This is a genomic window from Polaribacter litoreus (assembly GCF_054584775.1).
Genome location: NZ_JBTLRD010000017.1, coordinates 17,254 through 31,840, shown reverse-complemented (window position 1 = coordinate 31,840; position 14,587 = coordinate 17,254). Strand labels below are relative to the sequence as shown.

Here is a 14,587-nt window from a genome sequence, read left to right as displayed (position 1 = left end):
GGAGTTTTTTTATTTATTCAATAATAATCTTATTGATTTTCACATCATTCCCTGCTTTTAGTTTTACAATATAAACTCCTGTTTGTATGGTATTTAACTGAATGATATTATTTGCCTCAGCTTGTTTTATCAAAGAAATAAAAACACTTTTGCCTAGTAGATTAAAAATTTCAACCTCAACTTTTTCTCCAACAGAAACTCCAGAAATATTGAGTTCTTTATTCTTAGAAACATATATGAATATGTTTTCATCAGAAATAAAGTCTGTAGTGTTTAATGTTGGGCATGTACCCCAAACAGGCATATTGCTTGTTGATAATGCAGAACTTTCGGAAAACCCTGTAGGTAAACTAGTAATATTTGTAACACACCAATTACTAATATCTTGATTAAAAGCTGTGGCTTCAAAAAACATAAAATCCATATTTGTTACACTAGACACATCCCAGCTACCTATATCTTGACTAAAAGCTTTAGAATTTCCAAACATAGCAAACATATTAGTTACTTTTGACACATCCCAGCTACCGATATCTTGATTAAATGCAAAAGATTTTCGGAACATCTCTGACATATTGGTTACGCTAGAGACATCCCAATTACTTATATTTTGGTTAAAAGCAATAGCTTCATAAAACATATCTTTCATGCTTGTTACATTAGATACATCCCAACTTCCTAAATTTTGATTAAAAACAAGAGCTTCTCTAAACATACTATTCATATTAATTACATTAGATACATCCCAACTACTTAAATCTTGGTTAAATGCATTAGAATCTTGGAACATCTCTATCATATATATAACACTAGACACATCCCAACTACTTAAATCTTGATTAAAATTTCTAGCGCGAGAAAACATCCAAGACATATTAGTTACGTTAGAGACATCCCAAGCAGAAATATCATCATTGAAAGTTGCTTTACCTCTAAACAAACTGCTCATATCTGTTACTGCAGAGACATCCCAGTCTTTAATATGACCATAGGTAGATTCTGCTGCTACTGGATCTGCAATCCAAGTATCTACTGCAGTTTGTATGTTATCCTGAGTTATTAGAGTTACTTGCACAGGACAAGTACCCCAAAAAGGCATATTGCTTGTTGTTAATGCAGAACTTGCAGAAAACCCTGTAGGTAAACTAGTAATATTTGTAACACACCAATTACTAATATCTTGATTAAAAGCTGTAGCTTCATTAAACATAAAATCCATATCTGTTACATTAGAAACATCCCAAGAACTAATATCTTGGTTAAAACTTCTTGCTCCACTAAACATATTTGACATATTTGCTACATTGGAAACATCCCAAGCAGAAATATCATCATTGAAATTTGCTTTACCTATAAACAAACTGCTCATATCTGTTACTGCAGAGACATCCCAGTCTTTAATGTGGTCATAAGTAGCTTCTGCTGTAACAGGGTTTGCAATCCAAGCATCTACTGCAGTTTGTATGTTATCCTGAGTTATTGGAGTTACTAGCTCAGGACAAGTACCCCATAAAGGCATGTTACTTGTTGTTAGTGCAGAACTTTCGGCAAAACTTGAAGGTAAACTAGTAATATTTGTAACGCACCAACTACTGATATCTTGGTTAAAACTAGTTGCAGACCGAAACATCTGTGACATATCTGTAACATTTGATACATCCCAACCACTAATGTCATCATTAAAATTAAATTTATCCTTAAATAATTCACTCATATCTGTTACGTAAGAAACGTCCCAATCTTTTATGTGACCATACGTTGCTTCTGCTGCTGTTGGATCTGCAACCCACTCATTTACTGCTTTTCTTATGTTGAATTGTGTAATTGGGCAACTACCCCATACTGGTTTATTGTTCTCTTCTAAAGCAGACCGATCTGAAAACCCTGAAGGCACATTTGCAATATTGGAGACACACCAGCGTGTAAGGTCTTGGTTAAAACTTTTTGCCCCTAAAAACATATTTCTCATACTTGCAACACGAGAAACATCCCAAGAGCTAATATCTTGATTGAAACTTACTGCTTCTTGAAACATTGAAGACATAGTAGTAACATTTGATACATCCCAAGAACCAATATCTTGATTAAAACTAAATGCAGAAGTAAAAATCTGAGACAAATCTGTGACTTTAGAAACATCCCAAGAACCAATGTCTTGATTAAAAGGAGTTCCCCAAAACATACCACGCATCGTTTTAACATTAGAAACATCCCAAGAACCTATGTCTTGATTAAAACTTATTGCTGCAAAAAACATAATACTCATATCTATAACCTTAGATACATTCCAAGAACCTATATTTTGATTAAAGCTACTTGCTCTAGAAAACATAGCTTCCATATCGAGAACATTAGAAACATCCCATAAACTAATATCTTGATTAAAAATGTTAGCACTAAAGAACATATAATCCATAGACTGGACACTTGAAACGTCCCAAGAGCCAATATCCTGATTAAAACTTGAAGCTTCATAAAACATATATTGCATATTTGTAACATTAGAAACATCCCATAAACCAATATCTTGATTAAAAATGTTAGCGCTAAAGAACATATAATCCATAGACTGAACACTTGAAACGTCCCAAGAGCTAATATCCTGATTAAAACTTGAAGCTTCATAAAACATATATTGCATATTTGTAACATTAGAAACATCCCAAGAACTAATGTCACCATTAAATTGAGTTTTACCTCTAAATAATTGAGACATATCTGTTACGCTAGAGACATCCCAACTTCTAATATGACCATACGTATCTTCTGCTATTGCTGGATCTTCCTCCCAATCATTTACTGCTGTTTTAATATTTTCTTGTGTAATAAGTGTTAAACTACTACAAGTACCCCAAACAGGTTTATTATTGGTTCCTAAGGCAGAATTTAAAGCAAAGTCATTAGGCTCCTCTAAAATTTTTATAACACACCATCTAGTAAGATCTTGATTAAAATTACTTGCATTTTCAAACATGGAACTCATATTAGAAACATTTGATACATTCCAAGAACCAAGATCTTGATTAAAACTTGTTGCTCCATTAAACATTGAAGCCATAGTAGTAACACTTGAAACATCCCAAGAACCGATATCTTGATTAAAACTTGTTGCTTCTAGAAACATTATAGACATATCTGTAACCTTAGAAACATCCCAATCACCAATATCTTGATTAAAATTAGTTGCTCCTGAAAACATTAAGTTCATCTGTACCACATTAGAAACATCCCAATCGCCAATATCTTGATTAAAATTGATGGCAGCAAAAAACATGAAAGTCATATCTGTAACACTTGACACGTCCCAGTTATTAATATTATGATTAAAACTTGAAGCTTCTGCAAACATTACTTCCATATTAGTTACATTAGAAACATCCCAATTACTAATATCTTGATTAAAACTTATTGCTCTTTGAAACATATTATTCATCAAAGTAACACTAGAAACATTCCAAGAACTAATATTTTGGTTAAAGTTACTTGCTCCAGTAAACATCGAAGCCATAGTAGTCACTTTAGAAACATTCCAACCACTAATGTCATCATTAAAATTGAATTTATCCCTAAATAATTCACTCATATCTGTTACGTTAGAAACGTCCCAATCTTTTATGTGACCATACGTTGCTTCTGCTGCTGTTGGGTCTGCAACCCAAGCATCTACGGCTGTCTGAATGTTAGCTTGTGTAATTGTAGTTAATACATTTTCACATGTACCCCAAATTGGTTTGTTTTCATTCGTTAAAGCAGAATTTGATGAAAAATCATCTGGTTCAGTAGTAATGTTAGTTACACACCAATTGCTTAAGTTTTGATCAAAAATAGTGGCAAAACCAAACATGCCTGACATATCTGTTACAGCAGAAACATCCCAACTTCCAATATCTTGATTGAAACTATTGGCAAATGCAAACATAAAAGACATATCTGTAACACTTGATACATTCCAACTTCCAACATCATGATTAAAATTGATAGCGCCGTAAAACATCCTAGATACATCTGTTACTGCAGAAACATCCCAACTTCCAATATCTTGATTGAAATTACTGGCGAATGCAAACATTTGCCTCATAGCTGTTACTGCAGATACATTCCAATTTCCTATATCATTATTAAAAGCTTCTGCTCTAGTGAACATATCTTCCATATTAGTCACAGCAGAAACATCCCAAGAACCAATATTTTTATTAAAATTAGAGGCATATCGAAACATAGATTTCATATTGGTAACACTAGAAACATCCCAACCTCCAATATCTTGATTAAAATTAGAGGTATATTCAAACATATTATTCATAGTTGTAACTTTGGATACATCCCAAGAACTTATGTCTCCATTAAAAGTACTTCGAACACTTAAAGTACCCTCAAACATGCCAGCCATTGTTGTAACACTAGAAACATCCCAACCTCCAATATCTTGATTAAAACGATTTGCGCCAGCAAACATGTACTCCATGTTAGTAACACTAGAAACATCCCAACCTCCAATATCTTGGTTAAATCTTTCTTCTCCAAAAAACATTTTTCTCATATTAGTAACATTTGATACATCCCAAGAAGTTATATCTATATCATCTTGATCAAAATTTACTGCACTAAACAAATTAGACATATCTGTAACACTTGATACATCCCAATCTTTTATATGACCATAAGTTGCCTCTGCATCTTCTGGATTTGCAGACCATGCCAATACAGCCGTTCGAATGTTTTCTTGAGTAATCGGGGTTAGACTTTTAATATTGCTCTTTTTTTCTAAACCTGTGTTTGATTCTTTAATTTCAATTACATTAGTTTTTGAACTGTTTTCACATTTACTATCATTTAACAACACCACGCTATCTACATGGTTGTCATGTAGATAGCGTGTTTTACTAGATATTGTGTTAAAATTTAATAATAGTGCAAGAAATACACACCAATAGGTAGCTTTCGTTTTCATAATATTCTTTTTAATTAGCCGTTTAAAATTATTCTCAATAATTTTATTGCATAAAAATCTTTTTTTGTTTTGTTGTAGTTGGTGTACTTAGTTTCACTACATACAAGCCTGTTTTAGCAGTATGTAATTGAATATAGTTATTCGTCCCTGCTTGTTGTATAGCATATACGCCTACTTTTTTACCTAACATATCAAACAACTCTATCGAAATTGCATCACCTATTGTAATTCCTGTAATATTTAATTCGTTATGATTTGAAAGGTAAATGTTTATGTTTTCTGAAGTTGTAAAATCTGTTGTACTTAATGCTGGGCAAGTACCCCAAACTGGTTTGTTAACCTCTGCTAAAGCAGCATCTGTTGCAAAATCATTAGGCTCTGAAGTAATATTAGTTACGCACCAACTGCTTAAGTTTTGATTAAAATTTGTGGCATCACGAAACATATAAGACATATTTGTTACGTTGGATACGTCCCAACCACCTATATCTTGATTAAAATTAATAGTGCCATCAAACATTTGAAACATAGTTGTTACGTTAGAAACATCCCAACTACTAATATCTTGATTAAAATTATCTGCAAAAGCAAATAATGCTTCCATACTTGTTACACTAGAAACATCCCAAGATGCGATATCTTGGTTAAAACTATCTGCCCCAAGGAACATTGCGAACATATTAGTTACCTTAGAAATATTCCATTTACTAATATCTCCATTGAAATTACTTGCAACTCTAAACATTTGATGCATTGTTGTTACGTTAGAAATATCCCAACCGCCAATATTTTGATTAAAAATTGTAGCACCAGTAAACATTTGACGCATACTTGTTACACTAGAAACATCCCAACTACCAATATCTTGATTAAAACTTTTCGTTTCAAAAAACATTGTCCCCATATCAGTTACACTAGAAACATCCCAACCACCAATATCTTGATTAAAACTCTCAGCATAAGCAAACATTCCAAACATATCAATAACATTAGAAACAATCCAATTACCAATTTGTCCATTGAAATTTGTAGCTTTTCTAAACATTCGATACATAGTTGTTACGCTAGAAACATCCCAACTACTGATATCTTGGTTAAAATTAGAAGCACTTTCAAACATAGAACTCATATCTGTTACGTTAGATACGTCCCAATCACTAATATCATCATTAAAATTGGTTTTATCCTTAAATAATTCTGACATATTAGTGACCCTAGAAACATCCCAATCTTTAATGTGCCCATAAGTAGCTTCTGCTGCAATTGGGTTTGCTACCCAAGTATTTACTGCTGATTGTATGGTGGTTTGGGTAATTACAAATTCTGGGCAAGCCCCCCAAACTGGTTTGTTAGCTTCTGCTAAAGCAGAGTTCGTTGCAAAATTAGTAGGCTCTGAAGTAATATTAGTTACGCACCAACCGGATATATTTTGATTAAAAGATGCAGCAGCAGCAAACATTTGATACATAGTTGTTACGCTAGAAACATCCCAACCACCTATATCTTGATTAAAATAAGCCGCCTCAAGAAACATTGATCTCATATTCGTAACATTAGAAACATCCCAACTACTTATATCTCGATTAAAACTCCAAGAACCCGCAAACATTGCAAACATAGTTGTAACATTAGAAACATCCCAATTACTAATATCTGGATTAAATCTAGAATCGTTAAACATAAGGCTCATATCTGTTACGTTAGAAACATCCCAATTACTAATATCACCAATAAGTGTCTTACCTCTAAATAATTCAGACATATTAGTTACTCCAGAAACATCCCAAAATTCTATAGGACCATAGATATCTTCTGCTGCTCTACTATCTGCAATCCAAGCATCTACAGCTGTATATATGTTAGCTTGGGTTATTTTTGTCCAATCCATAGGACATTTACCCCAAAGTGGCATATTGGTTTCATCAATAGCTGAATATGCTGAAAAATTAAAAGGTTCTCTATTAAAACTAGAAACACACCAATACCTTAAATCTTGATTAAAATTTCCTGCAACATAAAACATCTCTGTCATATTTGTAACGTTAGAAACATTCCAAGATCCTATATCTTGATTAAAATCTGATGCTCTATTGAACATCCCTTCCATATTTGTAACACTAGAAACATCCCAAGATCCTATATCTTGGTTAAACCTATTTGCACCTCCAAACATATATCCCATGTTGGTAACATTAGAAACATCCCAAGAACTGATATCTTGATTAAAATCACCAACATGTCTAAACATATGTTCCATATTTGTAACACTAGAAACATCCCAAGAACTGATGTCTTGATTAAAATCACTAGCATTTCTAAACATATATGCCATGTTGGTAACACTAGAAACATTCCAAGATCCTATATCCTGGTTAAAAACAAATGCCAGAAGAAACATACTACTCATATTGGTAACATTAGAGACATCCCAAGAACTAATGTCTTGATTAAAATCACGAGCACTTTTAAACATAAATTCCATGTTAGTAACACTAGAAACATCCCAAGATCTAATATCTAAGGAATTGTCTCGTGTATCCTCAAACATATGAGACATATCTGTAACATTAGAAACGTCCCAATTGCTTACATCTATCTGAACTTCGGATGCTTCTAGAAACATATAACTCATATTTGTTACATTAGAAACGTCCCAAGAGCTCATATCTATTTGATTATCGGATGCTTCTCGAAACATATAGCTCATATCTGTTACGTTAGAAACGTCCCAAGAATTAATATCTAACCTAAAGTTACGAGAACGATTGAACATATTTGACATATTGGTTACATTAGACACATCCCAAGCACTTATATCACCATTAAGTGCAGGATAATCTTCAAATAAACCAGACATATCTGTTATACTCGATACATCCCAATCTTTAATATGACCAAAAGTAGCTTCTGCTGATCCTCGGCTTAAATACCAAAGAGCTATTGCTTGCTTAATATTATCTTGTGTAATTGGGGTTAGATTAGTTGTGCTCTTTTTTTCTAAATCTGTGTTTGATTCTTTTGTTTCATTTACATTGGTTTTTGAGCTGTTTTTAGATTTACTATCATCTAACAACACCATATTATCTATATGATTATCATAGAGATAGCGTGTTTTACCAGATATTGTTTTAAAATTCAATAATAGTGCAAGAAATACGCACCAATGGGTAGCTTTAGTTTTCATAATATTCTTTTTTATTAGCAGTCTAAAATTATCAAGAATCTTATCAAATCTCAAAAAAATGTTAAATAAACCTTGATTTTCCTACAAAATAAAGGGGTTTTTCCTGTTATTTTTATGGTTTTTAAGGTTTTATAGAATTATTTTAATACATTACTTGAATTTTCAATATTTTTTTTAGTTTCATTTAAGACAACATAAACCGACATCGTACTATGTATTTGCATCAATACACTTTATTCCCTTCCTTGTTAGTGAACGTAAATCTTTAGTATCTTTGTGTATCTTTTTAATATTGTATACTATGAAATATCATCCTATAGATTCCGCTTTATTTATTAAAAACCGTAAAAACTTTATGGCGCAAATGCTGCCGAAAAGTATTGCTGTTTTTAACTCTAATGACATTTATCCTATAAGTGCAGATAGCACAATGCCTTTTGAACAACATCGTGATATTTTTTATTTAAGTGGTGTAGACCAAGAAGAAAGTGTTTTAATGTTGTTTCCAGATTGTCCTAATCCTGATTTACGTGAAGTGCTTTTTGTTAGAGAAACCAATGAGCATATTGCTATTTGGGAAGGTGAAAAATTAACCAAAGAAGCTGCATATACAACTTCTGGCATTAAAACTGTGTATTGGTTGCAAGATTTAGAAAAAGTACTTTTCGAAATGAGTACCTATGCAGATTGTTTTTACATTAATACTAACGAACATTATAGAGCAAATGTAGAAACCGAAACACGCGAAGACCGATTTACAAAATGGTTGTTGGCAAAATATCCTGCACATTCTGTGGCAAAAAGTAATCCTATTTTACAACGTTTGCGTTCTGTTAAAGATCAAATAGAAATCGATTTAATGCAACATGCGTGTAATATTACCGAAAAAGGTTTTAGAAGAATTTTAAATTTTGTAAAACCTGGAGTTTGGGAATATGAAATTGAAGCAGAATTATTACACGAATTTGTAAAAAACAGATCTAAAGGATTTGCATATACACCAATTATAGCATCAGGAAATAATGCTAATGTTTTGCACTATATAGAAAACAATCAACAGTGTAAAAATGGAGATTTAGTTTTGTTAGATACTGCTGCAGAATATGCTAATTATTCATCAGATCTCACAAGAACGATACCTGTTTCTGGACGTTTTTCTAAAAGACAAAAAGAAGTTTATAATGCAGTTAACTTTGTTAAAAAAGAGGCTACAAAATTATTAGTGCCTGGTACCATATGGAAAGAATATCACATAGAGGTTGGTAAAATAATGACATCAGAATTATTAAAACTAGGTTTATTAGACAAGGCTGATGTACAAAATGAAGACCCCAATTGGCCAGCTTATAAAAAGTATTTTATGCATGGGACAAGTCATAACATTGGTTTAGACACTCATGATTATGGTTTACTACACGAACCTATGCAAGCCAACATGGTATTTACTGTAGAACCTGCTATTTATATTCCTGATGAAGGTTTTGGCATTCGTTTAGAAGATGATGTTGTGATTCAAGAAAATGGATCTCCATTTAATTTGATGCAAAACATACCTATTGAAGTTGATGAAATTGAAGAGTTGATGCAACAATAAATTACAAAGCCACTCAAAATTGAGTGGCTTCGTAATTTATAAAGTATTTTATGTTAGCTTTTTCCTTTTATCAAACTTAATACAACTGATAACAATCCTAAACCAATAATAATATAAGCATTTGTGTTGTCTTGCGCTTCAACTAAATCTAAATCTCCTATAGAAATTTGGGTTTCTGGCACTACCATTGTGTAAATTCCGTAGGCTAATAAAATTATTCCTATAACTAATAATACTGATTTTATTGTTTTGTTCATAATGTATTGGTTTAAAGGTTTCAATACAAAACTAGGATATAAACTTAGTTAAATGTAGCGCATTCGCAATAAAACTTAACTGATTTACCTATAAATCAAAACCAATATTAACACCTAATTTCCTAGCTATTAACTTTGTAATTCTAGATTTTACTTCTGGTATTTTTACGCTTTCTAAAACCGTATTTGCAAAAGCAAACATCAATAATCCTTTACCTTCTTTTTGCGGAATTCCACGTTGTTGCATGTAAAACAAAGCATCATCATCTAATTGACCAATAGTACAACCATGAGAACATTTTACATCATCAGCAAAAATTTCTAATTGAGGTTTTGCATTTATGGTAGCTTTATCATTTACTAAAACATTATTGTTTTGTTGATAAGCGTTTGTTTTCTGAGCTTCTTTATTTACAATTACTTTACCATTAAAAACACCTGTAGAACGCTCATCAAAAATACCTTTATAATCTTGGTGAGATTCGCAATTTGGCTCTATATGATGCACTAAAGTATGATGATCTACATGTTGTTTACCTTCAATAATAGTAACACCTTTTAAAATAGAGTCTATATGTTCTCCATTTTGATAAAAGTTTAAATTATTTCTGGTGATATTTCCTCCAAAAGAAAATGTATGCACAGAAGCCACACTATTCGATTTTTGATTTACATAAGTATTATCAACCAAAGAAGCGTTTATATCATCATTTTGAATCTTATAAATATCTACAGTAGCACTTTTATCAACAAAAACTTCTGTAACTACGTTAGATAAAACTGCGTTTGATGTTAAACTTTGATGACGTTCTATAATTTGAACATGTGCATTTTCTTCTACAACAATTAAATTTCTAGGCTGTATCATTGTAGAAAAATCTGCACAGGTAGAAAAATTAATAATCTGTATTGGCTTTTGTACTTCTACATTTTTAGGAATATGTATGTAAGCTCCTTCTTTAGCAAAAGCTGTGTTTAAAGACGTTAAATTGTCTTTTTGAGCTACTTTATTAAAATACTTGTCTATTACAGATTTGTATTTCGGTTTAGAAAAAGCTGCAGACATTAAGCAAACATCAATAGTATCGTGAGTAGTTTGTGATAAAAACGGACTGTATTTACCATCAATAAAAACCACTTTATAACTATCTATATCATGTATAAAATACTTTTTTACATCTGCTAATTCTACTGTTGTACATTTATTAGGAAAAATACTGTAGTCTTCTTTTAAAATTGAGTTTAAAGAAGTGTATTTCCAAGTTTCTAACTTTTTGGTTGGGAAACCTAATTTCTCGAAATTTTCTAAAGCTTCTGTTCTAATGTCATGCACATCTGTATTGATGTCTACCTCATTTTCAAAAGCTACATATGAAGAAAGTATCTTATCTTTTAATAATTCCATTGTTGTTCAAAGTTTTAAGTTTAAAATTCAAGATTGAGTAACTTTGAATTTAAAATTTTTGAATTTTGAATAAGAGTTAGCTATACTAACTCTTTCTTAATCCAGTCATAACCTTTAGCTTCTAACTCTAAAGCCAAAGAAGCATCACCAGTTTTTACAATTTTACCATCGTGTAAAACGTGCACAAAATCTGGTACTATATAATCTAACAAACGTTGGTAATGTGTAATTACAATTACAGCATTGTCTTTAGATTTTAACTTATTTACACCATTTGCTACAATACGCAAAGCATCGATATCTAAACCAGAATCTGTTTCATCTAAGATGGCCAATTTAGGCTCTAACATTGCCATTTGAAAGATTTCGTTACGTTTCTTTTCTCCACCTGAAAACCCTTCGTTTAAAGAACGCGATAAAAACTTTCTGTCTATTTCTAACAATTCAGATTTTTCACGAATTTTCTTTAACATGTCTTTAGCAGGCATGTCTTCTAAACCTTTTGCTTTTCTGGTTTCGTTTATGGCTGTTTTTATAAAGTTAGTTACAGAAACTCCAGGAATTTCTACTGGATATTGAAATGATAAAAACACACCATTATGTGCTCTTTCTTCAGGAGCTAATTCACTAATATCTTCGCCATCTAACTCTATAATTCCGTCAGTTACTTCATATTCTTCTTTTCCTGCAACAATGTTAGCCAATGTACTTTTACCAGCACCATTTGGCCCCATAATTGCGTGAACTTCACCAGCCTTTACTTCTAAATTCAATCCTTTTAAAATTGATTTTTCTTCTATTGAAGCGTGTAAATTGTTTATTTTTAACATGATAATTTTTATTTCCTACAACATCTTTTTTGATATTGGAGGTATTTGCATTTTTATTTATTTAATACCTACAAGGTTCTTGAAACCTTGCAGGAAAATCCTATCTATCCTACAGAACCTTCTAAAGAAATTTCCAATAATTTTTGAGCTTCTACAGCAAATTCCATTGGTAATTTATTTAAAACCTCTTTACTAAATCCGTTTACAATTAAAGCAATTGCTTTTTCGGTATCAATTCCTCTTTGATTACAGTAAAATAATTGGTCTTCACCAATTTTACTTGTAGTAGCTTCGTGCTCTATTTGAGCGGATTTATTTTTAGCTTCTATGTACGGAAATGTATGTGCGCCACAAGCATTACCCATCAACAAAGAATCGCATTGAGAAAAATTACGTGCGTTTTCTGCTCTCGAATTTACTTGAACCAAACCTCTATAAGAATTTTGGGATTGACCCGCAGAAATACCTTTAGAAATAATGGTAGACTTGGTGTTTTTACCCAAGTGAATCATTTTAGTACCTGTATCTGCTTGTTGAAAGTGATTGGTTACTGCAATTGAGTAAAATTCGCCAACAGAATTGTTTCCTTTTAATATGCAAGAAGGATATTTCCAAGTTACAGCAGAACCTGTTTCTACTTGTGTCCAAGAAATTTTTGCATTGGTTTCGCATAAACCTCTTTTGGTTACAAAGTTAAAAACGCCACCTTTTCCATTTTCATCACCAGGAAACCAGTTTTGAACCGTAGAATATTTAATTTCTGCATCGTCCATTGCAATTAATTCTACAACAGCTGCATGCAATTGATTTTCATCTCTTTGAGGAGCAGTACATCCTTCTAAATAAGAAACGTAACTACCTTTATCTGCAACTACTAAAGTTCTTTCAAATTGTCCTGTTCCGCCTTCGTTAATTCTAAAGTAGGTTGATAACTCCATTGGACATTTTACACCTTTTGGAATATAACAAAAAGATCCATCAGAAAAAACAGCCGAATTTAAAGCAGCATAAAAATTATCTGATGTTGGTACAACTGTTCCTAAATATTTTTTAACCAATTCTGGATGCTCTTGAATGGCTTCTGAAATTGGCATAAAAATGATCCCTTTTTCAGCTAAGGTTTTCTTAAAAGTAGTCGCTACAGAAACAGAATCCATTACAATATCTACTGCTACGTTTGCTAATTTCTTTTGCTCGTCTATAGAAATTCCTAATTTCTTAAAAGTTTCTAATAAGTCTGGATCTACCTCATCTAAAGAATTTAATTTTGGTTTCTTTTTTGGTGCAGAATAGTAAGCAATTTCTTGAAAATTTGGCTTTGGATATTTTACATTAGCCCAATCTGGCTCCGTCATTTTTTCCCAAACTCTAAAAGCTTCAAGTCTCCATTCCGTCATCCATTCTGGTTCGTTTTTCTTTTTAGAAATTGCACGAACCACCTCTTCATTTAACCCTTTTGCAAAGGTTTCACTTTCTATATCCGTATAAAAACCATATTCGTATTCTTTGGTTTTTAATTCAATCGCTAAATCGTCTTCTGTATACTTCATTGTTCAAAGTTTTTTGTTTAAAATTCAAAGTTGGCTTGTTAACTTTTATATTTACTTCCTTTGAAATCACTTTTTTTTAAATAACTGATAAAACCACCAATCATTTTACTTAATACAAGTGCTTGTTCTTTTAATTTATTAAAATCTTTTTCATTTACATAATTTCTATCAAAAACTCTATATAATTGAGACCTTGTTTCTCCACAAGATGCTTTTGCTATTGATAAAAACTGAATAAACTCTTTATTACCATTTCTTTCAAATCCTTCTGCAATATTATCCATAATTGAACCAGAAGAACCATCTATTTGATTATATAATCTGTAATCTCTTTTTAATTCTGTATTATTTGCAACTGTATTTATGTCCTTACAAAGAATTCTAGAAAGTTTCCAAATTTCTAAATCTTCGAACATTTTAACAGTTGCCATAATTTTAAATCTTAAATTTTAAATTTTGAACCTCGTTTATAGAGAAAAACTTTCTCCACAACCACAAGTTCTATTTGCATTTGGGTTGTTAAATACAAAACCTTTTCCGTTTAAACCTCCAGAATATTCTAAAGTTGTTCCTACTAAATATAAAAAACTTTTTTTATCTACAATGATTCTTACCTCATTTTCTTCGAATACCTTGTCGTTTTCTTCTTGTTTATTATCGAAAGTTAAATCATAAGATAAGCCTGAACAACCACCACTTTTTACACCAACTCTTACATAGTCTTTAGTTGCGTCAAAGCCATCATCAGTCATTAGTTCAATGACTTTCTTTTTTGCTGTGTCTGAAACTTTTATCATAATTTTAAATAGATTAAAT

General features: G+C 31.7%; 9 protein-coding genes. 1 reads left to right on the top strand and 8 read right to left on the bottom strand.

The window, feature by feature from the left end:
- Positions 1-13 precede the first annotated feature (13 nt).
- On the bottom strand, positions 14-4,951 hold the full coding sequence (locus tag ACW9UN_RS14010; protein ID WP_459486929.1) for a BspA family leucine-rich repeat surface protein: 4,938 nt from the start codon (positions 4,949-4,951) through the stop codon (positions 14-16).
- 43 nt (positions 4,952-4,994) lie between these two features.
- Positions 4,995-8,135, bottom strand: a complete 3,141-nt coding sequence (locus ACW9UN_RS14005) for a BspA family leucine-rich repeat surface protein (protein WP_459486927.1) — start codon at positions 8,133-8,135, stop codon at positions 4,995-4,997.
- A gap of 301 nt (positions 8,136-8,436) precedes the next feature.
- Between ACW9UN_RS14005 and ACW9UN_RS14000 the strand changes: the two genes are divergently transcribed.
- Positions 8,437-9,729 carry an aminopeptidase P family protein gene (locus ACW9UN_RS14000; protein WP_459486926.1) on the top strand — a complete coding sequence of 431 codons (1,293 nt, stop codon included), beginning with the start codon at positions 8,437-8,439 and terminating at the stop codon, positions 9,727-9,729.
- A 53-nt stretch (positions 9,730-9,782) separates the two neighbouring features.
- Here the strand turns inward: ACW9UN_RS14000 and ACW9UN_RS13995 are convergent, their stop codons facing one another.
- The 6 genes from ACW9UN_RS13995 to ACW9UN_RS13970 form a co-directional block, all read right to left on the bottom strand.
- Complete coding sequence (locus ACW9UN_RS13995; protein WP_459486925.1) at positions 9,783-9,986, bottom strand: hypothetical protein; 204 nt, start codon at positions 9,984-9,986, stop codon at positions 9,783-9,785.
- A gap of 88 nt (positions 9,987-10,074) precedes the next feature.
- The gene (gene sufD / locus ACW9UN_RS13990) at positions 10,075-11,391 is read right to left on the bottom strand and encodes a Fe-S cluster assembly protein SufD (protein ID WP_459486924.1); all 1,317 of its coding nucleotides are present in this window, start codon (positions 11,389-11,391) and stop codon (positions 10,075-10,077) included.
- An 80-nt stretch (positions 11,392-11,471) separates the two neighbouring features.
- On the bottom strand, positions 11,472-12,221 hold the full coding sequence (sufC, locus tag ACW9UN_RS13985; protein ID WP_459486923.1) for a Fe-S cluster assembly ATPase SufC: 750 nt from the start codon (positions 12,219-12,221) through the stop codon (positions 11,472-11,474).
- A gap of 104 nt (positions 12,222-12,325) precedes the next feature.
- Complete coding sequence (gene sufB / locus ACW9UN_RS13980; protein ID WP_459486922.1) at positions 12,326-13,771, bottom strand: Fe-S cluster assembly protein SufB; 1,446 nt, start codon at positions 13,769-13,771, stop codon at positions 12,326-12,328.
- 38 nt (positions 13,772-13,809) lie between these two features.
- Positions 13,810-14,202 (bottom strand): four helix bundle protein, encoded by a 393-nt coding sequence (locus tag ACW9UN_RS13975; RefSeq protein ID WP_459486921.1) that lies wholly within the window; start codon positions 14,200-14,202, stop codon positions 13,810-13,812.
- Between the two features lie 36 nt (positions 14,203-14,238).
- Positions 14,239-14,568, bottom strand: coding sequence for a HesB/IscA family protein (locus ACW9UN_RS13970; protein ID WP_397444729.1), 330 nt, complete (start codon positions 14,566-14,568; stop codon positions 14,239-14,241).
- Positions 14,569-14,587: the final 19 nt, after the last annotated feature.